The organism is Pseudomonas sp. 20P_3.2_Bac5, assembly GCF_025466035.1.
In the GTDB taxonomy this organism is placed as follows: domain Bacteria; phylum Pseudomonadota; class Gammaproteobacteria; order Pseudomonadales; family Pseudomonadaceae; genus Aquipseudomonas.
Genome location: NZ_JANLOA010000123.1, coordinates 73616 through 96665 on the forward strand (window position 1 = coordinate 73616; position 23050 = coordinate 96665).

A 23050-nucleotide genomic window follows, 5' to 3' on the forward strand; every position below is an offset into this window, starting at 1 on the left:
GTGACAGGGGCCGGGCGCGTCACGGCGCGCCCGGCAGCCGCCTTCTCACACAAACGCTGCGAGACCCCATGATCATTTCCGCCTCCACCGACTATCGCGCCGCGGCCCAGAGCAAGCTGCCGCCATTCCTGTTCCATTACGCCGACGGTGGCGCCTACGCCGAATACACCCTGCGCCACAACGTCGAAGACCTGGCCAGCATCGCCCTGCGTCAGCGCGTTCTGAAGAACATGTCCGAACTCAGCCTGCAGACCCGGCTGTTCGATGAAACCCTGAACATGCCGGTCGTGCTGGCACCGGTAGGCCTGACCGGCATGTACGCCCGCCGCGGCGAAGTCCAGGCTGCCCGCGCGGCTGCCGCCAAGGGCATTCCCTTCACCATGTCGACGGTCTCGGTCTGCCCGATCGAAGAAGTTGCCCCGGCCATCGACCGGCCAATGTGGTTCCAGCTTTACGTGCTCAAGGACCGCGGCTTCATGCGCAACGCCCTGGAGCGTGCCAAGGCAGCCGGCGTGAAGACCCTGGTATTCACCGTCGACATGCCGGTTCCCGGCGCTCGCTACCGCGATGCCCACTCCGGCATGAGCGGTCCGAACGCACCGCTGCGCCGCGTCTGGCAAGCCATGACTCACCCACAATGGGCGCTCGATGTCGGCCTGCTGGGGCGTCCGCATGACCTGGGCAACATCTCCAAATACCGTGGCAACCCCACCGGTCTGGCCGACTACATCGGCTGGCTGGGCAACAACTTCGACCCGTCGATCTCCTGGAAAGACCTGGAGTGGATCCGCGAATTCTGGGACGGCCCGATGATCATCAAGGGCATCCTCGATCCGGACGACGCCCGCGACGCAGTGAAATTCGGCGCCGACGGCATCGTCGTGTCGAACCATGGTGGTCGCCAGCTCGACGGCGTGCTGTCCAGCGCCCGCGCCCTGCCGGCCATCGCCGACGCGGTGAAGGGTGACATCACCATTCTCGCCGACTCCGGTATCCGCAGTGGCCTGGACGTGGTGCGCATGATCGCCCTCGGTGCCGACACGGTGATGATCGGCCGCGCCTTCCTCTATGCCCTGGCCACCCACGGCGAGGCCGGCGTACGCAACCTGCTGGACTTGTTCGAGAAGGAAATGCGCGTGGCCATGGTGCTCACGGGCGCCAAGTCCATCAGCGAAATCACTCGCGACTCGCTGGTCCGCGAACTGGGCGCCTGATAGCGCGCCCACACCCCACACCGCCTGATTGACCGGGGCACGCGGCGCGCCAGACGCCGCGGCCCCGCGAGGAGACTGCATGAGCCTGCCCGCCTCGTTCCTGCGCGACGCCCAGCGACTGATTCCCGCCGACCGCCGCTTCGACGACCCCACCTCCACCCTGGCCTTCGGTACCGATGCCAGCTTCTACCGGCTGATCCCCAAGCTGGTGGTGCGCGTCGAATCCGAGGACGAAGTGGTCGGCCTGATCCACCTGGCCCAGCGCGACCGCGTGCCGGTCACCTTCCGCGCCGCCGGCACCAGCCTGTCCGGCCAGGCCATCAGCGACTCGGTGCTGATCGTTCTCGGCGACAACTGGAACGGTCGCGAGATTCGCGGCCAGGGCGAGCAGATCCGCCTGCAACCCGGGGTCATCGGCGCCCAGGCCAACGCCTGGCTGGCACCGTTCGGCCGCAAGATCGGCCCGGACCCGGCCTCGATCAACGCCTGCAAGATCGGCGGCATCGTCGCCAATAACGCCAGCGGCATGTGCTGCGGCACCGCACAGAACACCTATCACACCCTGGCCGGCCTGCGCCTGGTGCTGGCCGACGGCACGCGCCTGGACAGCGAAGATCCGGCCAGCATCGCCGCCTTCGAAAACAGCCACGCCGACCTGTTGAACGAACTCGCCCGCCTCGGCCGCGAGACCCGCGCCAATAGCGAACTGGCTGACCGCATCCGGCATAAATACCGGCTGAAGAACACCACAGGTCTGTCCCTCAATGCGCTGGTGGACTACGACCAGCCGCTCGACATCCTGCAGCACCTGCTGGTCGGTTCCGAAGGCACGCTGGGCTTCATCAGCGCCGTGACCTACGACACCGTCGTCGATCACCCGCACAAAGCCTCCGCGCTGATCGTCTTCCCGACCGTCGAAAGCTGCTGCAAGGCCGTCACCGTGCTCAAGCAACAACCGGTCTCGGCGGTGGAACTGCTGGACCGTCGCAGCCTGCGCTCGGTGCAGAACAAACCGGGCATGCCGGAATGGGTGAAAGGCCTGTCGGACAATGCCTGCGCCCTGCTGATCGAATCCCGCGCCGCCAGCCAGAGCCTGCTGCACGAGCAACTGGGGCTGATCATGGCCTCCATCGCCGAATTCCCGCTGGAACAGAAAGTCGACTTCAGCGAAGACCCGGCGGTGTACAACCTGCTGTGGAAAATCCGCAAAGACACCTTCCCCGCTGTCGGCGCAGTGCGTCAGACCGGGACCACGGTAATCATCGAAGACGTCACCTTCCCCGTCGAACAATTGGCCGAAGGCGTCAACCGCCTGATCCAGTTATTCGACAAGCACCGTTACGACGAGGCGATCATTTTCGGCCACGCGCTGGAAGGCAACCTGCACTTCGTCTTCACCCAGGGCTTCAACAGCGCCGTGGAAGTCGCGCGCTACCAGGGCTTCATGGACGACGTAGCGCAACTGGTGGCCGTGGAGTTCGGCGGCTCGCTCAAGGCCGAGCACGGCACCGGGCGCAACATGGCACCGTTCGTGGAGCTGGAATGGGGCAACGACGCTTACCAATTGATGTGGAAACTCAAGCGTCTGCTCGACCCCAACGGCATCCTCAACCCGGATGTGGTGCTCAGCGAAGACCCGGATATCCATCTGAAAAATCTGAAACCGTTGCCGGCCGCCGACGAGATCGTCGACAAGTGCATCGAGTGCGGTTTCTGTGAACCGGTCTGTCCGTCCAAGGGGCTGACCCTGAGTCCGCGCCAGCGCATCGTCATGTGGCGGGACATCCAGGCAAGGAAGCGCGCCGGCGAAGATACCGCGGCGCTGGAACGTGACTATCAGTACCAGGGCATCGACACCTGCGCCGCCACCGGGCTCTGCGCCCAGCGCTGCCCGGTCGGGATCAACACCGGCGAGCTGGTGAAGAAACTGCGCGGTGAAGTGGCCCATCACGGCAAGACCGCCGACTGGCTGGCGGAGAATTTCCACACCGCCCTCAGTGGCGCGCGACTGACCCTGCGGGTCGCCAATGGTGCTCGTCACCTGCTCGGCGCACCGCGCCTGAGCCGCATCAGCCGTTCGTTGAGCAAGGTCAGCAACGGCCGCCTGCCACAGTGGACGCCGGCCATGCCGCAACCGCTGAAGAACCCGCTGGTGAGTGTCGCCAGTAACGATGCCCGGCCTCGCGTGGTGTACCTGGCGGCCTGCGTGTCGCGGGTGATGGGTCCGGCGGCGGCGGATCGCGAACAGACCTCGCTGCTGGACAAGACCCGCGGCCTGCTGGAAAAAGCCGGCTATCAAGTGATCTTCCCGGACAACCAGGACAGCCTCTGCTGCGGCCAGCCGTTCGCCTCCAAAGGCTACGCCGAACAGGCCGAGCACAAGCGTCAGGAACTGATCAGCGCCCTGCTGCATGCCAGCCGTGGCGGCCTCGATCCGATCTACTGCGACACCAGCCCGTGCACCCTGCGCCTGGTGCAGGACCTGGCCGACACCCGCCTGGACATGTACGACCCGGTGCGCTTCATCCGCACCCATCTGCTGGACAAGCTTGAGTTCACGCCGCAGGACGCCCCGATTGCCGTGCATGTGACCTGCAGCACCCAGCACCTGGGCGAGAGCCAGGCACTGATCGACCTCGCGCGAATGTGCAGCAAGGACGTGGTGATTCCGGAAGGTATTCATTGCTGTGGGTTTGCCGGCGACAAGGGCTTCACCACACCGGAACTGAATGCCCACTCGCTGCGCAGCCTGAAGGATGCCGTGCAGTATTGCAGCGAAGGCATTTCCACCAGCCGGACCTGTGAGATCGGCCTGTCCAACCATGGCGGGATCGACTATCACGGGCTCGTCTATCTGGTGGACCGGGTGACCCGCGCCCGCGCGATCTGAGCCAATCGCGGCGGGCCGTTACCGGTCAACGGCCCGCCGCGAGATTCATCTGAACCCCTGGCAAGCGGCGAAGTCCATCCTGATAGGCCCCATCTTCCCGAGGCCTTCCCAGCCAAGGAGATTCACATGAAGCGTACTGTGATTACCGGACTGTTCATGAGCGCCGCACTGCTTGCATCCCCTGTGTTTGCCGCGGACGACCTGTGTGCTGCGAACCTGCAGAAAATCGACGATCAAGCGGCCACCCTCAGCACGACCTCGGAAAACCTCGCCAAGTCAGTCAAGGAACAAACCGACGACGCCCGCGCCGCCCAGGCGGCAGGCAACGACAAGGACTGCATCGCCCTCACCACGAAGGCCCTGAAGGATCTGGAAGACAGCACCAAAGGCGGCGGTAACCAGTGAGCCAGCGCATCCGGGCGACGGTGTACGCCGCCCGGATGATGGCGTATACTCCGCCTCACGCGTCGGAAACGGCGCTCAGCTAGAGAGCAACAATTGGGGCCGATTAGGATTCGACGCCGGTAGTGAAACTCTAGGTGCATGCCGAGTTGGTAACAGAACTCGTAAATCCACTGTTGCAACTTTCTATAGTTGCCAATGACGAAACCTACGAGGGCTACGCTCTCGCTGCGTAAGCAGCCGAGCCCGCTCTTCTGGTAGCTTCGGCTCCAGCAATCACCAGGGGATGCCTGTAAACCCGAAGTGATTGTCATACAGAACAGGATCGCCGTGCAGTACGTTGTGGACGAATCGGCTAAAACTTACACAACTCGTCCAAAGCACCCTGCCCGTCGGGCGGCTGCGGATTAACTCAGTAGACACGGCTAAGCATGTAGTACCGACAGCGGAACACTGGCGGACGGGGGTTCAAATCCCCCCGGCTCCACCAAACGCTAAACAAATCAGGCACTTCGCGAATCTCGCAAAGTGCCTTTTTTGTGCCTGCGCAAAACGCTTCACGCACAGCCCCCGCCCCGCACCAGATTGGCGCTCCCCCGCGCCCCAAAACCACACACCCGCCCTACCCCGTCACGCAAGAATCTTCTGACACCCCTCCCCGAAGCCCTCTGACACGGGCCCCAGCAAATAATCTGACCACTTGGCCATGTTTTTGCTTTGAAGCTGTTCAAAACAATCACCACCGAGCAGTCCCATGTCCGAATCCCCCCTGCGCCTGGAGTTGCGTGCCATCACCAAGCGCTACCCTGGCACGCTGGCCAACGACCGCATTGACCTGCGTATCGACGCCGGTGAAATCCATGCCTTGCTTGGCGAGAACGGCGCCGGCAAGAGCACGCTGATGAAGATCATCTACGGCGTTACCGCTCCGGATTCCGGCGAGGTGCTGTGGGAGGGCCAGCCGGTTCAGGTGCGCGACCCGGCACAAGCCCGTGGTCTCGGCATCGGCATGGTGTTCCAGCATTTTTCGCTGTTCGAGACGCTGACCGTGGCGGAGAACATCGCGCTGGCGCTGGGTCGCGAAGCCGGTACGCCGAAGCAGTTGGCGCCGCGCATCCGGGAGGTGTCGCAGCGCTACGGCATGGGCCTGGAGCCGGAACGGCTGGTGCACAGCCTGTCGATCGGTGAGCGCCAGCGGGTGGAAATCGTTCGTTGCCTGATGCAGGAGATCAAGCTGTTGATCCTCGACGAGCCCACCTCGGTACTGACTCCGCAAGAGGTCGATGAGCTGTTCATCACCCTGCGCGCCCTCGCCGCGGAGGGCTGCAGCATTCTGTTCATCAGCCACAAGCTCGGCGAAGTCCGCGCGCTGTGCCACAGCGCCACGGTGTTGCGCGGCGGCCGGGTATCCGGCGACTGCGTGCCGGCCCGCTGCAGTGACCTGGAACTGGCGCGGCTGATGGTCGGCGACGCGGAGGGGCTGGAGGCCAGTTACGCGAAGACCGCCGGCGGCCTGCCGCGCCTGCGGGTGGACGACCTGAGCTGGCGCAACAAGGATCCGTTCGGCACGTCCTTCGAGCACCTGCGCCTGGAAGTGCGCAGCGGCGAGATCGTCGGTATCGCCGGGGTCGCCGGCAATGGCCAGGACGAATTGCTCGCGCTGCTCAGCGGCGAGACGCGCCTGCCCGCCAGCGAACGCGAGCGCGTCACCCTCGACAATCAGCCGATGGCCAACCTGTACCCGGACGCCCGCCGCGCCCTGGGCCTGGCGTTCGTTCCCGCCGAACGCCTCGGTCACGGCGCTGTGCCGGACATGAGCCTGGCCGACAACGCCCTGCTTACCGCCTTCCAACAGGGACTGGTCAGCCGTGGCCTGATCCGCTCGGGCAAGGTGCTGGCGCTGGCCGAAGAGATCATCCAGCGCTTCGCGGTGAAAACCCCGGACGCCCACACCGCAGCACGCAGCCTGTCCGGCGGCAATCTGCAGAAATTCATCCTCGGTCGCGAGATCCTGCAGAACCCCAAGTTGCTGGTCGCCGCGCACCCGACCTGGGGCGTCGACGTGGGGGCCGCCGCCGCGATCCACCGCGCGCTGATCGCCCTGCGCGACGCCGGGGCGGCGATCCTGGTGATCTCGGAAGACCTCGATGAACTGTTCCAGATCAGCGACCGGATCGGCGCCCTGTGCAGCGGGCGTCTGTCGCCGATCAAGGCCACCGCCGATACCCATCCCGTGGAGGTCGGCGGCTGGATGGCCGGCCAGTTCGATGCCCCGCAAGACGCCGCCTGACGAGAGCCCACCATGCTGTTATCCCTCGAACCCCGTACCCAGCAGTCGCGCGCCATGCTCCTGCTTTCGCCGTTGCTCGCCGGGCTGTTGACCCTGATCAGCGGGGCGATCCTGTTCGCCGCGCTGGGTCACGATCCGTTGCAGACTTTCCACACCCTGCTGATCGAGCCGATCAGCGACTTCTACGGCATCTCCGAGTTGCTGCTCAAGGCGCTGCCGATCCTGCTCTGCGCCTTCGGCTTGTCCGTGGCGTACCAGGCGCGCATCTGGAACATCGGCGCCGAAGGCCAGTTGCTGATGGGCGCACTGGCCGGCAGCGCGCTGGCCATCCACCTTATCGATTGGCAAAGCCGCTGGGCGCTGATCTGGGTGATTGCCGCCGGCAGCCTCGCCGGCGCCTTGTGGGGCGGGCTCGCGGCCTGGCTGCGCACGCGGTTCAACGCCAACGAAATCCTCACCACCATCATGCTCAACTACATCGCCCTGAACCTGTTGCTGTTCTTCGTCCACGGCCCGCTCAAGGACCCCGACGGTTTCAGCTTCCCGCAGTCGGCGATGTTCGGTGACGCCAGCCGCCTGCCGGCACTGTTCGAAGACGGCCGCGTGCACATCGGCCTGTACTTCGTGCTGTTGGCGCTGGTCGCGGTGTGGGTACTGCTGCACAAGAGCTTCCTCGGCTTCCAGATCAAGGTGCTGGGCCTGGACCAGCGCGCTGCCGGTTTCGTCGGTTTCCGCGAGAAGCGTCTGGTGTGGCTGGCCCTGCTGATCAGCGGCGGCCTGGCGGGTCTGGCCGGGGTCAGCGAAGTCACCGGGCCTATCGGCCAACTGGTGCCGCAGGTGTCGCCCGGCTACGGCTACGCGGCGATTACCGTGGCGTTTCTCGGTCGCCTCAATCCGTTCGGCATCCTCGCTGCGGGCCTGCTGATGGCGCTGCTCTACCTCGGCGGCGAGAACGCGCAGATGACCCTCAACCTGCCGCAATCACTGACCGGGCTGTTCCAGGGAATGATGCTGTTCTACCTGCTCGCCTGCGATGTGCTGATCCTCTACACGCCACGGCTGAAGCTGAATCGCCGTCGCCGCGCCGCGCTCGCTGAAACGGCCAACGCCTGACGCCCCCACTCACTCTTTCGCTTGGCTGCCGCTCGCGGCGCGCAGCCTGAGGCTTCAACTATGGATCTCGATCTGTTTGGCAACATCCTCTACGCCATGGTGCGCTGCGGCACCCCGCTGTTGCTGGTCGCCCTCGGCGAACTGGTGTGCGAGAAGAGCGGCGTACTCAACCTCGGCCAGGAAGGCATGATGCTGTTCGGCGCGGTGGTTGGGTTCATCGCCGCCTTCGCCACCGGCAACCTGTGGCTCGGCGTGCTGATGGCCTGCGTGGCCGGCATGCTGCTGTCGTCGCTGTTCGCCCTGGTGGCGCTCGGTTGCCAGGCCAATCAGGTTGCCACTGGCCTGGCGCTGACCATCTTCGGCGTCGGCCTGTCGTCCTTCGTCGGTGCGGCGTGGGTCGGCAAGCCGCTGACCGGCTTCGAGCCGGTGGCCATCCCGCTGCTGTCCGACCTGCCGATCATCGGCCACATGCTGTTCAACCAGGATGTGCTGGTTTACCTGTCCTTCGTCCTGTTCGGACTGATCGCCTGGGTGCTGCTGAAAAGCCGCATCGGCCTGATCCTCCAAGCTGTCGGCGAAAACCCCGACGCCGCCAGCGCCATGGGCTTGCCGGTGCTGCGGGTGCGGACCCTGGCGGTGTTGTTCGGTGGGGCCATGGCCGGTCTGGCCGGTGGTTACCTGTCGCTGGCCTACACACCGATGTGGGCGGAAAACATGACCGCGGGACGCGGCTGGATTGCCTTGGCACTGGTGGTGTTCGCCAGTTGGCGGGTGTTCCGCGTGCTGCTCGGCGCGTACCTGTTCGGCCTGGCCAGCATTCTTCATCTGGTGGCCCAGGGAATCGGCGTGAGCTTCCCAGCCAACCTGCTGGCGATGCTGCCGTATGTGGCGACCATCCTGGTGTTGGTGGTGCTGTCGCGGGATGCGATCAAGACCCGGCTGTATGCGCCGGTTTCCCTTGGGCAGCCGTGGAAGGCGGGGCACTGATGCACCAGCAAAAGGCGACCTGAAAAGCATCACGCACCATCCCAGAACCGATCCGCTACCCCCCAACCGCCACACCCCGCAAAAACCCAGTTTTTGCCCGCTTGGTCAGCTTTTTGCAGTAAGGGAAAAGCCCGACACGGCCACTATAAAAGACCTACAGGAGCCAACCCCAGATGCATCAGAAGAAAAGCAAAAACCTGCTGCGCACCCTCGCCGCCGCCATCGGCCTGAGCACCGCGCTGTCCGCCTCCGCCGCTGATCCATTGAAGGTCGGCTTCGTCTACATCGGCCCCATCGGCGACCACGGCTGGACCTATCAGCACGAGCAGGGCCGCCAGGCGCTGATCAAGCAGTTCGGCGACAAGGTCGACACCAGCTTCGTCGAGAACGTGCCGGAAGGCGCCGACGCCGAGCGGGTGATCCGCAACATGGCCAAGGGCGGCTACGACCTGGTGTTCGCCACCTCGTTCGGCTACATGAACCCCACCGCCAAGGTCGCCAAGCAGTTCCCGAAAGTGACCTTCGAACACGCCACCGGCTACAAGCAGGACAAAAACCTCGGCACCTACCTGGCGACGTCCTACGAGGGCCGTTACGTCGGTGGCTTCCTCGCCGCGAAGATGACCAAGAGCAAGAAGATCGGCTACGTCGCCTCCTTCCCGATCCCGGAAGTGCTGCGCGATATCAACGCCATCCAACTGGCCCTGGACAAGTACAACCCCGGCACCGAAATCAAGGTGGTGTGGGTCAACTCCTGGTTCGATCCGGGCAAGGAAGCCGACGCCGCCAACGCGCTGATCGACCAGGGCGTCGACGTGGTCTTCCAGCACACCGACAGCCCGGCACCGATCCAGACCGCCGAACGCCGTGGGGTCTATGCCGTGGGCTACGCCTCGGACATGGCGCACTTCGGGCCGAAAGCCGTGCTGACCTCCATCGTCAACAACTGGGGCCCGCACTACATCAAGAGCACCCAGGCGGTCATCGACGGCACCTGGAAATCCCAGGATTACTGGGGCGGCCTGGCGGAAGGCACGGTCGAGCTGCCGATCAGCGACCTGGTTCCGGCTGAGGTGAAAAGCGAAGCCGAACAGATCATCGCCAGCATCAAGGACGGCTCGTTCCACCCGTTCACCGGCCCGATCCTGGACCAGAGCGGCGCAGTCAAGATCGCCGAGGGCGCCGTGGCCAGCAACGCCGAACTGGCGGGCATGAACTACTACGTCAAAGGCATCACCGCGCAACTGCCGAAGTAAGTACCGCTGCAAACGCCGGACGGGAGCGCCAGCCGCTCCCGTCTGTTTCATAACCGCGCCGCGCCCATCGCGCGCCGCCTCAAGGCTGTGTCGCCGTCCCTCCTACCGGAGAACCGCGCACAAGATCGGCCCCGCCGATCTCTTCGCTGCATGGGTACGAGAAGACTCGCAGCACCACGGACCCGCCCATCGACACCGGGGTCCGCACTTCTTGGAGCCAACCATGAACACCCTGCCGATCATCGATATCGCCCCGCTGTACCAAGACGACCCCGCCGCCCGTGAGACCGTGGCCCGGCAGATCGACGCCGCCTGCCGCCAGTGGGGTTTCTACTACATCAAGGGGCACCCGATCCCGGCCACGCGCATCGCCGAACTGAACGCCGCCGCGGTAGATTTCTTCGCCCGCCCGGCGGAAGAAAAACTGCGTATCGACATCACCCGCAGCGCTCACCACCGTGGCTACGGCGCCATTGCCACCGAGCAACTCGACCCAAGCCGGCCGAGCGATCTCAAGGAAACCTTCGACATGGGTTTCCACCTGAGCGCCGAGCATCCCGACGTGCTCGCGGAAAAACCGCTGCGCGGCCCCAACCGTCACCCGGACATTTCCGGTTGGGAGACGCTGTTGCAGCAGCACTACCAGGACATGCACGAACTGTCGCTGACCCTGCTGCGCGCCATGGCCGAGGCACTGGGCATCGAGGAGGACTTCTTCGACCAACGCTTCGCCGACCCGATCAGCGTGTTCCGCATGATCCACTACCCGCCGCGCCAGACCGCCAGCAGCGCCGATCAGCAAGGCGCCGGCGCGCATACCGACTATGGCTGCGTGACCTTGCTCTATCAGGACAATGCCGGTGGTTTACAGGTGCAGAACCTGGCTGGCGAATGGATCGATGCCCCGCCGATCGAGGGCACCTACGTGGTCAACATTGGCGACATGATGGCGCGCTGGAGCAACGACCGTTACATGTCCACTCCGCACCGGGTAATCAGCCCGCTGGGCGTCGACCGCTACTCGATGCCGTTCTTCGCCGAGCCGCACCCGGACACCGAAATCAGTTGCCTGCCCAACTGCTCGGGCAGCGATAACCCGCCCAAGTACCCGCCGGTATCCTGCAGCGCCTACATGCTCTCGCGCTTCGCCGACACCTACGCCTACCGCCGCGAGGAAACCAAGGCCTGAGCCCCGCGATGGCGCAGCAACGCGCCATCCTGAAGCAACTCCGCCCTGAGCAATAGCGCGCAACCAGGCCATTGCGCGCTGTTGTGACAGCACCATCGCCCCACCCACCGCCAATAACGAAAAAACACCGGAAAAAACCGCAATTCTGTCCGGCAAGACAGGAATTGGCGCCGTTCTTGCTCTCTCATTAAAAGCCTGACCAACACGACAGGTTCAACGCTTGAACAACACAAAAATCAGGAGCTTTCGATGACTCGCACCACCACTTCCCTGCTGCTGGCGAGCGGTCTGCTGGCAACCGGTCAGGCCATGGCCGGCGACCTTCTGCTGTGGCAGGACAACAGCCTCACTTACCTCAACGGCATCGACTTCAAGGTCGATCCGCCCAAGCAGCAGACCGTGACCTTCGAACACGCCAGCGGCTGGAGCTTCGGTGACCTGTTCGTCTTCGTCGACGGCATCAAGTACAACACCGAAGCCACCAACGGTGCGGGCGACGGCCACAGCTTCTACGGCGAGATCAGCCCGCGCCTGTCCCTCGGCAAGATCAGCGGCGCCAACCTGTCGTTCGGCCCGATCAAGGACGTGCTGATCGCCGCGACCTACGAGTTCGGCGAAGACGATGTCGACGCCTACCTGATCGGCCCGGCCGTCGACCTGAACATCCCCGGCTTCGATTACTTCCAGCTCAACACCTACCTGCGCACCCCGGATGGCAAGCGCGACGGCAAGAACGTCTGGCAGATCACCCCGGTGTGGAGCTATACCGTGCCGGTCGGCAACTCCAACGTGGTGATCGACGGCTTCATCGACTGGGTCGTCGACAACGACAAGAGCTACCACGCCAACTTCCACTTCAACCCGCAGATCAAGTACGACCTGGCCAAGGCCATGGGCTGGGGCGAGAAGTTCTACGTAGGCGTGGAGTACGACTACTGGAGCGACAAGTACGGGATCAGCGACAACAGCTACCTGGGCGAGGAAATCCTCGGCGGCACCAACCAGAGCGCTATCAGCTTGTTGGTCAAGGCGCACTTCTGAGCTTCCAGTGAACCGCAGCCTGGGACAGACCAAAAAGGCACCGGTGCAAACCAGTGCCTTTCCGATCAAACAGCCGTAGCGCTCACGCACTCCCGCAGAAACGCATCCAGCTTCGACACGTCTCCTGTGTACGTGCGCGGAGCGCTCATGCTCTCGGCTCGGTGCAGCTCGGTTTCCACCAGATGCTGCAACACCGGGCGAACCGGGCCACACGCGGCCTCTCCGACCTGCCGCTTGAGGCGCAGCAGTTCATTGATCTCCGCGCACTGGACCGGGTCATCGAGGGTTGCCGCCAGCAGCTCTTCAAACACCATCGGCGGCACGCCCCGTCCCTGGTCTATCCAGCGCACTGCCAACAGCGGACGCAAGACGTAGAAGTACTTCTTGTAGCGCACTTCATCGCCGCGCAGAAACGCGCGGTAGTGGTTCCGCGCCATTGCCAGATAGTGCGCCCGCACCGCCGCCGGCGAATGGAACTCCAGCGCCAGCTCGCGCAAGCGCCTGCTCGCTGCTTCGTCCTGGCGATAGACCAGTGGCGAATCCAGCCACTCCAGCAAGGTCGGATTGGACTTGCGCAGCAAGCGCAGGGCCTTGCGCAGTTCCCAACCACTGAGGTCGAGCTCGTCGGTCAGCGGACGCTCCAGCACATCGCGGTGCTCTTCCACGCGCAGATACCAGTCCGGCCGGTGCACGTAGACGAAGCGCACATCGTAATCGCTGTCCGGCGACGCGAAGCCCCAGGCGCGGCTGCCGGACTCGCAGGCATACAACACACGCACCTGCTGCTCGCGCTCGACCCGCCGCAGTTCTTCCAGCACCCGCTCGCGCATCGCGGCGGGCAATGGATGTCGCTCTTCTCTGTTCATTGCAGTGTTCTCCCTACCCCTTCACACACACCACCTGCCGCAGCGTGTGCACCACTTCCACCAGCTCACGCTGGGCATGCATCACCGCGTCGATGTCCTTGTAGGCCATCGGAATCTCGTCGATCACGTCCTTGTCCTTGCGGCATTCGACGTGGGCGGTGGCGCGTTTCTGGTCCTCGACGGTGAACTGCTTCTTCGCCTGGGTCCGGCTCATGGTGCGACCGGCGCCATGACTGCAAGAGCAGAACGCCTCTTCGTTGCCCAGCCCGCGGACGATGAAACTCTTCGCCCCCATCGAGCCCGGAATGATCCCGAGCTGGCCCTTCTGCGCCGACACCGCGCCCTTGCGGGTCACCAGTATTTCTTCGCCGAAGTGCTGCTCTTTCTGCACATAGTTGTGGTGACAGTTCACCGCTTCGAGGTTGGCCTCGAACGGTTTGCGGATCACCTGCCGCGCCGTAGCAATCACCGCCTGCATCATCAACTCGCGGTTCTGCCGGGCGAAGTCCTGGGCCCAGCCCACCGCCTCGACGTAATCGTCGTAATGCCGGCTGCCTTCCTCGAAATAGGCCAGGCTGCGATCCGGCAAGTTGGCGATGTGCTGACGCATATCCGCCTGGGCCAGCTCGATGAACAGGTTGCCGATGGCATTGCCGACCCCACGCGAACCGCTGTGCAGCATGAACCAGACTCGATTCACTTCATCCAGGCAGACCTCGATGAAGTGGTTGCCCCCGCCGAGCGTGCCCAGGTGCGCACGGTTGTTGGTCTTCTCCAGCTTCGGGTACTTGTCGGTGATCGCCTTGAAGCGCCCGGCCATCGCCGACCAAGCCTGATCAGCAGCGTTCGGCACATGCTCCCAGGCGCCCTGGTCGCGGCGCCCGAAGGTCTTGCCGTGGGGCACGGCCTTCTCGATGGCGCTGCGCAGGCCGAACAGGTTATCCGGCAGGTCCGCCGCCACCAGCGAGGTGCGCGCGGCGATCATGCCGCAGCCGATATCCACGCCCACCGCCGCGGGAATGATCGCGCCCTGGGTGGGAATCACGCTGCCAATGGTCGAGCCCTTGCCCAAGTGCACGTCCGGCATCACCGCCATGTGTTTGAAGATAAACGGCATGCGCGCCGTGTTCAGCAGTTGCTGGCGCGCATCGGGCTCCAGCGGCACGCCTTCGATCCAGGCTTTCACCGGCTTGCCGTTGGCGACTTCCAGCAGTTGATAGGTTGCGTCTTTCATCATCGTGTTCCGTCATTGCCCGCAGGCCTGGCTCAGGCCTGCTTCAGCGTTACCAATCCATTCAATACCTGATCCAGACCGCCGAACACCGAAATCCGGTCGATCCGCTCGGCCACGCGCTCCAGGGTTTCCAGCTCCTTGAGGCGCAGGGCGACGGGGTTGTCTTCCATCACCTTCGCCGTGTTCAACAGCGAGCGGGTCGCCGAGGTTTCTTCGCGGCGGCGAATCACGTTGGCCTGGGCCGACTTTTCCGCCTCCACCACCTGGGCCAGCAGGGTCTTCATCTCGCCAGGCAAGATGATGTCGCGCACGCCCAACCCGGTGACCTCGATCCCGCTGTCCGCCAACCGCGCCGCAAGGTGGGCGTTCACCGCCTCGTCGATCAGTTGCTTGTTCTCCAGCAACTCATCGAGGCTACGGGTTCCCACCGCCGCCCGCAGGCCGAATTGCAGCTCGCGGTACAGGTGTTCCTGCGGCTTGCTCAGTTGCGAGAAAGCCGTCAGTACATCGCCGTAACGCCAGTTGGCGATCAGGTTCAGGCGCAGGCTCACCTTGTCGCGGGTGAGGATTTCCTGGCCGCTGACTTCCAGCGCCTGAATCCGGGTGTCGATCAATTCCACGCTGACCTGACGGTTGTAACGCCAGAAACCGTACTGCCCTGCGGGCAGCAGTTCCAGCACCACGCCGTCGACTTTCAGTACGCCGACCTGATACGCCGGCACCTGCACCATCAACACCGCGTCCAACCCTGCCAGGGTCCGGCCCCGCAGGTTCGACTGGCTCAGCCGCGCCACCAGCGCGGCATCCAGCCGGTAATCCTGGCTGAAATCCTGCCGTTCCAGACGCTGTCCGGCTTGGCCTTTCCAATACAACTGGCGGCTGCCGGGCGGGAGGATTTCCACCAGCCAGTCCTCTTCGTAACGCAGGCCGACCTCGTCGCTGCCGACATCCATGCGGGTGAAGTACTGCTCCACCAGCGCCGGCTCGGACTGACGCAGGTAACCGGCCAGACGGTGCTCGAACAGCGGCGCATTGAGGCTGAACGTCTCCACGCTCAAGCGGTTGTGGAAGTCGAAATGGCGGTGGGTGCCCGGCTCGAGGATGGCGAGAAAGTCGCCTTCCGAGTACAGCAGGCCACGTTCGTTCTTCTTCACGGTAAAGCGCTTGAACATTTTCATAATCTGTTTTCCTTCTCTGATTTCGTCGTCCAGGGTGCCGGTGTTCGCCGGCCCGCCGGGTATCGCCGATGAAGCCCGCAAGAGACGCGGCATACGGACATCCTGTCCCTGTGGCCGGATCCTCCAGCCGAAGCCTGTCTTGTCGCGGGCCCGATCAGCGGACCGGGCGGGTCGGCGTTGGCATCGGGTCGGGCGTTGCCGGCCACGTGGGCTGACGACGCTTTTCCCTGCGCCACACCGGCGGTAGTGCAGTGATGAGTAGCTGCCTTAACAGGGCAGTGTTCGAGCGGGAATCGAACCCGCGACAAGCCATCCGGGATGGCCGCTCTAACCGACTGAGCTATCGAACTGCGAGCAGGAGTCGAACCTGCGGCCGATCACCCGAAGGTGACTGCTCTACCAACTGAGCTATCGCATTGACCCCACTTCGATACAGCGGCATGCACGAGGCCGACACCAGGGTGGGCTCGGGCACCGGCGAGGTTGTGAACCTCGGCCCGTGGGCTGCATCAGCGATGGTCGGGAAGGATATTGCGAGCGGCGTGCCAGCTTTATTTTTCGCACGCTAAATAAATATTAAGTTATTGATTTAAATAGAATTTAAATAGAGACATCACACAGAAAGGCCGAAACCAGCGTAGTAAGCACTAATGTTTTCTTATATTTTGCTATCGCTATTTATCTTTATGGATAACTCATGAAAGCGAAGAAAACAGTCGCCATCGGATTCCTCGGCTCCACCCTCGACCGTGTCGGCAAGGGCGCCGCGCGCTGGGGGAAATGGCGGCCGACCGTGGGGCTGTGCCAGCAGGCGGAACTGCAAGTCGACCGCCTGGAACTGATCCACGGCATGGACGCCCGCGACACCGGGCTGGCCGAACGCATTGCCGCCGACGTGCGGGAAGTGTCGCCGCAGACCGAAGTCCGCCTGCAACCGATGCGGCTGCGCGACCCGTGGGATTTCGAAGAGGTGTATGGCGCGCTGCATGATTTCGTCAGCGCCTACCCCGTGGACACCGAGCACGAAGACTACGTCGTGCACATCACCACCGGCACCCATGTGGCGCAGATCTGCTGGTTCCTGCTGACCGAAGCGCGTTACCTGCCGGGCCGCCTGGTGCAGACCTCACCCGCACGGCGCCGGGAAGAAGAGCAGAAGCCCGAAGGCCGGGTGGCGATCATCGACCTAGATCTGTCGCGCTACGACCGCATCGCCTCGCGTTTTCGGCGCGAGCACGAAGAAAGCCTGCTGTTTCTCAAGTCCGGCATCGCCACGCGCAACGCCGCGTTCAACCGCTCCATCGAGCAGATCGAGCGGGTCGCCGGACGCTCCCGCGCACCCATGCTGCTGATCGGCCCGACCGGTGCGGGCAAATCATTCCTGGCCCGGCGCATCTACGAACTCAAGCGGGCGCGGCATCAGTTCCAGGGCCGCTTTGTCGAGGTCAACTGCGCCACCCTGCGCGGCGATGGCGCGATGTCGGCGCTGTTCGGCCATATCAAAGGCGCCTTCACCGGCGCGCAAAACGCCCGCGAAGGGCTGCTGCGCGCGGCGGATGGCGGCATGTTGTTCCTCGACGAAATCGGTGAACTGGGCGCGGACGAACAAGCCATGCTGCTCAAGGCCATCGAGGAAAAACGCTTCTTCCCGCTGGGTTCGGACCGCGAAGTCAGCAGCGACTTCCAGTTGATCGCCGGCACCCACCGCGACCTGCGCGAACGGGTCGCCGAAGGCCTGTTCCGCGAAGACCTGTACGCCCGCATCAACCTGTGGACGTTCGAACTGCCGGGGCTGGCTGGCCGGCGCGAAGACATCGAACCGAACATCGACTTCGAACTGCAACGGCATGCCCAGGAACAAGGCCGACTGGTGCGCTTCAACCTCGAAGCGCGGCGTCACTACCTGGCATTCGCCCATTCGCCGGAAGCGCGCTGGGCCGGCAACTTCCGCGAACTGTCCGCGTCCATCACGCGCATGGCGACCCTGGCTGACAGCGGCCGAATCGACCAAGCGCTGGTCGAGGAAGAAATCGACCGTCTGCGCCACGCCTGGGGCTGCGCTCCCGCCCGCGAGCCGTTGCGGGACTTGCTGGGGGATGATCTGGACAACCTTGACCTGTTCGATCGGGTGCAACTACAGGCGGTGATCGAGGTGTGCCAGCAGGCCCGCAGCCTTTCCGAGGCCGGACGTCAGTTGTTCGCCGTCTCACGACAGGCAAAACAGACGCCCAATGATGCGGACCGGTTGCGCAAGTATCTGGGGCGGTTCGGGTTGGTGTGGGATCAGGGGGTGAGGCTGGAGCAGCCATAAGGGGGTTGCCGCTTCAAATGCTATCGGTTGGCGCGATGTTCAATGCGTAAAACTCATGAGGAACTCGACCACATAGGCATCGCGGAATACGTCCATTACGCCGGAGGACGAAGGCGCTTTTTCTGTCTGAAACCTCCCTTTCACACCGGCAACGGCCGATCCCGAATCACCTGCTTCATCACCAGCGTCGAGCTCAGCCGCTGCACATTGGGCAGCCGCGCCAGGTGCTCGTCGTAGAGCTGCTGGAAAGCCGGCAGGTCGCGAGTGACGATGCGCAGCAGGTAATCCGGGTCGCCGAACAGGCGCTGCGCTTCGAGGATTTGCGGGATCTCCGGCAGGGCGGCTTCGAAATCCTGAACCGCCTGCTGGTGGCCCTCGCGCAAAGTGACGAAGACGATCGCGGCGAAACTCAAACCCAGCTCGGTGGGCGACAGGTACGCGCGGTAGCCCTGGATAACCCCGGACTCTTCCAGTGCCCGCACCCGGCGGTGGCATGGCGACAAGCTCAAGCCGACGCGGTCGGCCAGTTCGGTCAGCGATTGCCGACCATCACGTTGCAGCTCGGCAAGAATATTTCGGTCAATGCGGTCCATCTGGAAGGTTCTTCCACTCAATAGGCGGACCGTCAGGATATACGAAAGATAATCCTGACCAAGCTTCCTTATTCTTCTGGTAACCCGGCGAGGCTCACGGCTCGCCCTTCATATCACAGGAAAAAGCTGGAGCCTCAAATGACTGTCAGTGTGCTGGCCGCGTTCTGGGCGGTGTCGTTGTTGTTCGTGATTACCCCCGGCGTGGACTGGGCCTACGCCATCTCCGCAGGGATTCGCGGGCGCTGGGTGGTGCCGGCGGTGGCGGGTCTGCTCTCCGGGCATCTGCTGGCGACAGTGATCGTCGCGGCGGGGGCCGGTGCCTTGTTGGCGAGCAATCCGCTGGCGCTGTCGGTGATGACCATCGCCGGCGCGCTGTATCTGCTGTGGATGGGCATCAACATGCTGTGGAAACCGTCGACGCCACAGGCCGGCGAGCAGAAGGCGGACTCCTGGTCGAGCTGGGCGATCAAGGGCTTTTGCGTCAGCGGGCTGAATCCCAAGGTGTTCCTGCTGTTCCTGGCGTTGCTGCCGCAGTTCACCGATCCCCTGTCCAACTGGCCGCTGCCCGTGCAGATCATCGCCCTCGGCCTGCTGCACGCCGTGAGTTGCGCAATCATTTACCTGATGGTGGGTTTCGGCGCGCGCAGCGTTCTGCAAACCCGGCCTTCAGCGGCGCGGAACGTCAGCCGGCTGTCCGGCGCGGCGATGATCGCCATCGCCGTGGTGCTGTTGTCGGAACGGTTGATGGCCTGACGCGGTTGTATTGAGGGCACTCAGCCTTCCCTGGACAGCGGCACGTCGGGTCGGGATTTGGGGCCGTTGACGCCCCAGACCAACAGCCCGATGACCGGCACGAACACCACGAAGAGGACCCACATCATCTTGCTTTCGGCCCGCACGGTGCTGCCGATGATGCGCTTGATGGCCCAGATTTCCAGCAGCGCCAGCAGCACCGCCAGGGTGATCCACAAGTAGCCGTGTTCCATAAGACGTCTCCCGTTTGGCTGTTCACGTTAGGCGTGCCAGACGCGTCGGGGTTCATTCGGATTGTTGCCGGCGCGGGCTGCACACCGGCGCGACAAGATGTTCAAATGCCATCTCCCTGTCGCACGGAACCTGCCGATGCCACACCCCGCCGTGATCTTCGATGCCTTTGGCACCCTGCTGCATATCCGCCGCCCCCGGCATCCGTACCGCCGCCTGTTGAAGCTAGGCCAGGCGCAAGGTCGCAAGCCACAAGCGGATGACACACGCTGGCTGATGCAGACTCCGTTATCCCTGGAAGAAGCCGCCAACGCCCTCGGGATCGACGTCAGCCGTGAACAGCTGAGCGCGCTGCAGCAGTTGCTGAGCGATGAGCTGGCCAGCATCGAGGCCTACGCCGATGGCGTGCAGGCTGTCGCGCTGCTGCAGGATCAGGGCATTCGCGTGGCGGTCTGCTCGAACCTCGCCAGCCCTTACTGCGAAGCGGTCCAGCGCCTGTATCCGACGCTGGATGCCTACGCGTTCAGTTGCGAACTGGGGATGATGAAACCGGACGAGGCGATCTACCAGGCCACCTGCGAGCGGCTGGCATCGCCCGGTGAAACCAACTGGATGGTGGGCGATTCCCAGCGTTGCGATCGGGACGGCCCGCGGGCCTTCGGGCTACGCGGATTCTTCCTGGACCGTCACCACGGCAAGGGTGACTACCGCGAGCTGACCGCTTTCGCCCAGGACGTATTGCACGCCCTCAAGCAGGACGCCCGGTAACAGGCATGTCGGCCTGCGCCCGGGCCGGCTGCCTTCAGAAATTCAGGCAAATCTTGCCGAAGTGCTGGTTGCTCTCCTGATAACGGAACGCCTCGACGATCTGCTCCAGCTCGAACGCCTTGTCGATCACCGGACGCAGGCCGTTGGCGTCGATGGCGCGGATCATCGCCTGCTGCTGCGCACGACTGCCCACCAGCACGCCCTGCAGGCGGATCTGCCGCACCAGCGCCTGGACCAGCGGCAACTGCCCCGCCACCCCGGTGAGGATGCCGATCAGCGAGATATGCCCGCCGATGCGTACGGCGGTCATCGATTGTTCCAGAGTCGCCGGGCCGCCTACTTCGATCACATGATCGACGCCGCGGTTGTCAGTCAGCGCCCGCACCTTCTCGCCCCAGTTCGGGGTGCTGCGGTAGTTGATGACCTCGTCGGCACCAAGGGCCTTGAGCCGCTCCAGCTTTTCGTCGCTGGACGAGGTGGCGATCACCGTGGCGCCGGCCAGCTTGGCGAACTGCAGGGCGAAGATCGACACCCCGCCCGTGCCTTGCACCAACACCGTGTCACCGGGTTTGAGGGAATCGTCGGCCATCAGCGCGCGCCAGGCGGTCAGGCCGGCGGTGGTCAGGGTCGAGGCCTCGGCGTGGCTGAAGCCTTTGGGCGCGCGGGTGAACGAGGTCGCCCGTGCCGTCACCACTTCCCGCGCATAGCCGTCGATGCCATCGCCCGGCACCGTGGCGAAACCTTCCACCAGCGGTTCGCCATCCAGCCAGTCGGGGAAAAAGGTGCTGACCACCGAATCGCCCACGGCGAACTCGCTGACACCCGCGCCCACCGCGATCACCTCGCCGGCGCCGTCAGCCATGGGGATGCGTGGCGCGGTCGGACCCCACACGCCGCTGACCACTGCGAAGTCGTGGTAGTTGAGGGAGTTGGCGTGCAGGCGCACGGTGATCTCGCCCGCTGCCGGGGCGGCGGCGTCGCTGTTGCCGACGCCGACCTTGTCGTAACCGCCGCCGGGTTGAACGTAAATGGCCTTGCTCATGAGTTCTCCTGAATCCAGCCGATGCGAAGGGACAGTCAAGCAGTCTTGGCCCGAGTCCGACCGGGGTCAAGCGCGCCCGCTTGCAGAATCGACCAACAGACCACAATATTGCGACTAATTATCAATTACCTCTCGCCTTCGCCATGTCCACTTCCGAACACGCCGCCCTGCATGCCCTCTACAGCGAACACAATGGCTGGTTGAAAAACTGGCTCCGCGCCCGCCTGGGCAATGCCAGCGATGCCGCCGACCTGGCGCAGGACACCTTCATCCGCGTGCTCAACGCACGCAACGCCCAGACTATCCGCGAGCCGCGCAGTTATCTCGGCTCCATCGCCCACGCCCTGATGATCGACAAATTTCGCCGACGCGCCGTCGAACAGGCGTACCTCGCCGAACTGGCGGCGCGCCCGGAACGGGTGGTCGAATCGCCGGAGACTCGCGTGCTGATCCTCGAAACCCTGGTGGCGGTGGATACCCTGCTGGACGGCCTCGGCGAGCGCACCCGCAAAATTTTCCTCGCGGTGCAATTGGAAGGCCTGAGCTACAGCGCCGCCGCCAAGCGCGTCGGGGTGTCGCTGAACACCGTGAAGAAACACCTGGCCCGCGCCATGACCCACTGCCTGCTGCTCACGGAAGACTGACATGGCCCTGCCACTGGAATTGCACACCCTCGAAGCCGCCGCCAACTGGTACGTGCGGCTCAACGCCGGGACGCCCAACGACGCCTTGCTCAGGTCCTGGCAGGACTGGCTGGGACAGAACCCGGCCAACGCCCGGGCCTGGGCGCGGGTGGAAAAGGTCCAGGCGCAGATGGGCCGGCTGCCGGTGGAAGTCGCGCTGCCGACCCTCGCCGGGGTCCGCGCCCGCCGCCGTGCGGTGCTCAAGACCCTCGCGCTGCTGTTGGCCGCCGGTGCCAGCGGCTGGATCGCCCAGGACAGCGCACCCGCCCAGGCGCTGTTTGCCGGCGTGCGCACCGGCAAGGGCGAGCGGCGGCGGATCGAACTGGCCGACGGCAGCCTGTTGCAGGTCAACACCGACAGCGCGCTGGACATCGACTACGACGACCAGCAACGCCTGCTGCGCCTGCACAGCGGCGAAATCAGCGTGCAGACCGCCAGCGACCCACGCGGCCGGCCGTTCATCGTGCAGACCCGCGAAGGCCGCGTCCGCGCCCTCGGCACCCGCTTCTGCGTGCGCAGCGATGATGGCGTCAGCCGGGTCAGCGTGCAGCAGCACGCGGTGGAAATCCGCACGCACGGGCAACCGCAACAAAGCCTGCGCCTGGACGCCGGACAGAGCGTGCGCTTCGACCGCCAGCACATCGCCCCAGCCGGCGCCGCCGCGCCGGGAGCCGACGCCTGGACCCAGGGCATGCTCACGGTGATCGAGTGGCGCCTGGCCGACTTCGTCGCCGAATTGCGCCGCTACCGGCCCGGCGTGGTGCGCTGTGCTGAGGCGGTGGCGAACCTGCGCCTGTCCGGCGCGTTCCCCGTCGACGACACCGACACCCTGCTGGAAAACCTCGGTGCAGCGCTGCCGGTCAAGGTGCGTTACCTGACCCGCTACTGGGTCAGCATCGAAGCCGCCTGAAAAATAAATTCGCTGCGGGGGTGGCCATTTTTCGTCGGCAGCACGGCTACGGAATAACGCGGCGTTCAGAGGCGATGCCCGGCCCTTTGGGCGGGAACA

The 23050-nt window shown here is 64.3% G+C and carries 20 protein-coding genes, 1 tRNA gene and 1 other RNA gene; 15 read left to right on the forward strand and 7 right to left on the reverse strand.

Annotated features, from left to right (window positions below; translation table 11 throughout):
- Positions 1-68 precede the first annotated feature (68 nt).
- From lldD to NTD88_RS22510, 10 genes are all read left to right on the forward strand, one after another.
- Positions 69-1214 (forward strand): FMN-dependent L-lactate dehydrogenase LldD, encoded by a 1146-nt coding sequence (gene lldD, locus NTD88_RS22465; RefSeq protein ID WP_095159717.1) that lies wholly within the window; start codon positions 69-71, stop codon positions 1212-1214.
- Between the two features lie 79 nt (positions 1215-1293).
- A complete protein-coding gene (locus NTD88_RS22470; protein WP_262154054.1) occupies positions 1294-4104 on the forward strand; it encodes an FAD-binding and (Fe-S)-binding domain-containing protein in 2811 nt (936 codons plus the stop codon).
- Positions 4105-4230: 126 nt separating this feature from the next.
- The gene (locus tag NTD88_RS22475) at positions 4231-4509 is read left to right on the forward strand and encodes a hypothetical protein (RefSeq protein ID WP_095159715.1); all 279 of its coding nucleotides are present in this window, start codon (positions 4231-4233) and stop codon (positions 4507-4509) included.
- Positions 4510-4604: 95 nt separating this feature from the next.
- Positions 4605-4996, forward strand: a transfer-messenger RNA (tmRNA) gene (gene ssrA, locus NTD88_RS22480).
- 264 nt (positions 4997-5260) lie between these two features.
- Positions 5261-6796, forward strand: coding sequence for an ABC transporter ATP-binding protein (locus tag NTD88_RS22485; protein ID WP_262154053.1), 1536 nt, complete (start codon positions 5261-5263; stop codon positions 6794-6796).
- A gap of 12 nt (positions 6797-6808) precedes the next feature.
- Entirely contained in the window at positions 6809-7909 is a 1101-nt protein-coding gene (locus tag NTD88_RS22490) for an ABC transporter permease (protein WP_262154052.1), read from the forward strand.
- Between the two features lie 60 nt (positions 7910-7969).
- Complete coding sequence (locus NTD88_RS22495) at positions 7970-8896, forward strand: ABC transporter permease (RefSeq protein ID WP_095159961.1); 927 nt, start codon at positions 7970-7972, stop codon at positions 8894-8896.
- A gap of 173 nt (positions 8897-9069) precedes the next feature.
- A complete protein-coding gene (locus NTD88_RS22500) occupies positions 9070-10152 on the forward strand; it encodes a BMP family ABC transporter substrate-binding protein (protein WP_262154050.1) in 1083 nt (360 codons plus the stop codon).
- A gap of 223 nt (positions 10153-10375) precedes the next feature.
- Positions 10376-11341: a 2-oxoglutarate and iron-dependent oxygenase domain-containing protein gene (locus NTD88_RS22505; RefSeq protein ID WP_262154049.1), complete on the forward strand. Its 966-nt coding sequence runs from the start codon at positions 10376-10378 to the stop codon at positions 11339-11341.
- Positions 11342-11590: 249 nt separating this feature from the next.
- Entirely contained in the window at positions 11591-12382 is a 792-nt protein-coding gene (locus NTD88_RS22510; RefSeq protein WP_095159964.1) for an outer membrane protein OmpK, read from the forward strand.
- Positions 12383-12447: 65 nt separating this feature from the next.
- On the opposite strand, the gene NTD88_RS22515 is transcribed toward NTD88_RS22510, so the two are convergent.
- The 4 genes from NTD88_RS22515 to NTD88_RS22530 form a co-directional block, all read right to left on the reverse strand.
- Positions 12448-13248: a nucleotidyltransferase domain-containing protein gene (locus NTD88_RS22515; protein ID WP_262154048.1), complete on the reverse strand. Its 801-nt coding sequence runs from the start codon at positions 13246-13248 to the stop codon at positions 12448-12450.
- A 13-nt stretch (positions 13249-13261) separates the two neighbouring features.
- On the reverse strand, positions 13262-14482 hold the full coding sequence (locus NTD88_RS22520) for an RtcB family protein (protein WP_095159966.1): 1221 nt from the start codon (positions 14480-14482) through the stop codon (positions 13262-13264).
- A gap of 32 nt (positions 14483-14514) precedes the next feature.
- Positions 14515-15660, reverse strand: a complete 1146-nt coding sequence (locus NTD88_RS22525; RefSeq protein ID WP_095159967.1) for a slipin family protein — start codon at positions 15658-15660, stop codon at positions 14515-14517.
- Positions 15661-16009: 349 nt separating this feature from the next.
- A tRNA-OTHER gene (locus NTD88_RS22530) sits at positions 16010-16078 on the reverse strand.
- A gap of 279 nt (positions 16079-16357) precedes the next feature.
- Here NTD88_RS22530 and rtcR point away from each other — a divergent pair.
- Positions 16358-17971 carry an RNA repair transcriptional activator RtcR gene (gene rtcR / locus NTD88_RS22535; protein ID WP_262154047.1) on the forward strand — a complete coding sequence of 538 codons (1614 nt, stop codon included), beginning with the start codon at positions 16358-16360 and terminating at the stop codon, positions 17969-17971.
- A gap of 140 nt (positions 17972-18111) precedes the next feature.
- On the opposite strand, the gene NTD88_RS22540 is transcribed toward rtcR, so the two are convergent.
- Complete coding sequence (locus NTD88_RS22540) at positions 18112-18564, reverse strand: Lrp/AsnC family transcriptional regulator (protein ID WP_095159969.1); 453 nt, start codon at positions 18562-18564, stop codon at positions 18112-18114.
- Between the two features lie 138 nt (positions 18565-18702).
- Here NTD88_RS22540 and NTD88_RS22545 point away from each other — a divergent pair, with 138 nt between their 5' ends.
- Positions 18703-19317 (forward strand): LysE family translocator, encoded by a 615-nt coding sequence (locus NTD88_RS22545; RefSeq protein WP_095159970.1) that lies wholly within the window; start codon positions 18703-18705, stop codon positions 19315-19317.
- Between the two features lie 20 nt (positions 19318-19337).
- Here NTD88_RS22545 and NTD88_RS22550 read toward each other — a convergent pair whose 3' ends face one another.
- Entirely contained in the window at positions 19338-19550 is a 213-nt protein-coding gene (locus tag NTD88_RS22550) for a PLD nuclease N-terminal domain-containing protein (RefSeq protein ID WP_095159971.1), read from the reverse strand.
- Between the two features lie 136 nt (positions 19551-19686).
- Between NTD88_RS22550 and NTD88_RS22555 the strand changes: the two genes are divergently transcribed.
- Complete coding sequence (locus NTD88_RS22555) at positions 19687-20316, forward strand: HAD family hydrolase (protein ID WP_262154046.1); 630 nt, start codon at positions 19687-19689, stop codon at positions 20314-20316.
- Between the two features lie 34 nt (positions 20317-20350).
- Here the strand turns inward: NTD88_RS22555 and NTD88_RS22560 are convergent, their stop codons facing one another.
- A complete protein-coding gene (locus NTD88_RS22560) occupies positions 20351-21358 on the reverse strand; it encodes a zinc-dependent alcohol dehydrogenase family protein (RefSeq protein ID WP_262128018.1) in 1008 nt (335 codons plus the stop codon).
- Between the two features lie 143 nt (positions 21359-21501).
- On the opposite strand from NTD88_RS22560, the gene NTD88_RS22565 reads away from it, so the two are divergent.
- Together NTD88_RS22565 and NTD88_RS22570 are read left to right on the forward strand one after the other, a co-directional pair.
- On the forward strand, positions 21502-22002 hold the full coding sequence (locus NTD88_RS22565) for a sigma-70 family RNA polymerase sigma factor (protein WP_262154045.1): 501 nt from the start codon (positions 21502-21504) through the stop codon (positions 22000-22002).
- 1 nt (position 22003) lies between these two features.
- A complete protein-coding gene (locus NTD88_RS22570) occupies positions 22004-22951 on the forward strand; it encodes a FecR domain-containing protein (protein ID WP_262154044.1) in 948 nt (315 codons plus the stop codon).
- Positions 22952-23050 lie beyond the last annotated feature (99 nt).

What these genes read in the sequence shown, in the direction of transcription:
- NTD88_RS22560 (WP_262128018.1), bottom strand. Translation starts at nt 21,358, where the DNA reads ATGAGCAAGGCCATTTACGTTCAACCCGGCGGCGGTTACGACAAGGTC.
- NTD88_RS22485 (WP_262154053.1), top strand. Translation starts at nt 5,261, where the DNA reads ATGTCCGAATCCCCCCTGCGCCTGGAGTTGCGTGCCATCACCAAGCGC.
- rtcR (WP_262154047.1), top strand. Translation starts at nt 16,358, where the DNA reads ATGAAAGCGAAGAAAACAGTCGCCATCGGATTCCTCGGCTCCACCCTC.
- NTD88_RS22545 (WP_095159970.1), top strand. Translation starts at nt 18,703, where the DNA reads ATGACTGTCAGTGTGCTGGCCGCGTTCTGGGCGGTGTCGTTGTTGTTC.
- lldD (WP_095159717.1), top strand. Translation starts at nt 69, where the DNA reads ATGATCATTTCCGCCTCCACCGACTATCGCGCCGCGGCCCAGAGCAAG.
- NTD88_RS22570 (WP_262154044.1), top strand. Translation starts at nt 22,004, where the DNA reads ATGGCCCTGCCACTGGAATTGCACACCCTCGAAGCCGCCGCCAACTGG.
- NTD88_RS22510 (WP_095159964.1), top strand. Translation starts at nt 11,591, where the DNA reads ATGACTCGCACCACCACTTCCCTGCTGCTGGCGAGCGGTCTGCTGGCA.
- NTD88_RS22515 (WP_262154048.1), bottom strand. Translation starts at nt 13,248, where the DNA reads ATGAACAGAGAAGAGCGACATCCATTGCCCGCCGCGATGCGCGAGCGG.
- NTD88_RS22490 (WP_262154052.1), top strand. Translation starts at nt 6,809, where the DNA reads ATGCTGTTATCCCTCGAACCCCGTACCCAGCAGTCGCGCGCCATGCTC.
- NTD88_RS22505 (WP_262154049.1), top strand. Translation starts at nt 10,376, where the DNA reads ATGAACACCCTGCCGATCATCGATATCGCCCCGCTGTACCAAGACGAC.
- NTD88_RS22540 (WP_095159969.1), bottom strand. Translation starts at nt 18,564, where the DNA reads ATGGACCGCATTGACCGAAATATTCTTGCCGAGCTGCAACGTGATGGT.
- NTD88_RS22550 (WP_095159971.1), bottom strand. Translation starts at nt 19,550, where the DNA reads ATGGAACACGGCTACTTGTGGATCACCCTGGCGGTGCTGCTGGCGCTG.
- NTD88_RS22565 (WP_262154045.1), top strand. Translation starts at nt 21,502, where the DNA reads ATGTCCACTTCCGAACACGCCGCCCTGCATGCCCTCTACAGCGAACAC.
- NTD88_RS22520 (WP_095159966.1), bottom strand. Translation starts at nt 14,482, where the DNA reads ATGAAAGACGCAACCTATCAACTGCTGGAAGTCGCCAACGGCAAGCCG.
- NTD88_RS22495 (WP_095159961.1), top strand. Translation starts at nt 7,970, where the DNA reads ATGGATCTCGATCTGTTTGGCAACATCCTCTACGCCATGGTGCGCTGC.
- NTD88_RS22525 (WP_095159967.1), bottom strand. Translation starts at nt 15,660, where the DNA reads ATGAAAATGTTCAAGCGCTTTACCGTGAAGAAGAACGAACGTGGCCTG.
- NTD88_RS22475 (WP_095159715.1), top strand. Translation starts at nt 4,231, where the DNA reads ATGAAGCGTACTGTGATTACCGGACTGTTCATGAGCGCCGCACTGCTT.
- NTD88_RS22470 (WP_262154054.1), top strand. Translation starts at nt 1,294, where the DNA reads ATGAGCCTGCCCGCCTCGTTCCTGCGCGACGCCCAGCGACTGATTCCC.
- NTD88_RS22555 (WP_262154046.1), top strand. Translation starts at nt 19,687, where the DNA reads ATGCCACACCCCGCCGTGATCTTCGATGCCTTTGGCACCCTGCTGCAT.
- NTD88_RS22500 (WP_262154050.1), top strand. Translation starts at nt 9,070, where the DNA reads ATGCATCAGAAGAAAAGCAAAAACCTGCTGCGCACCCTCGCCGCCGCC.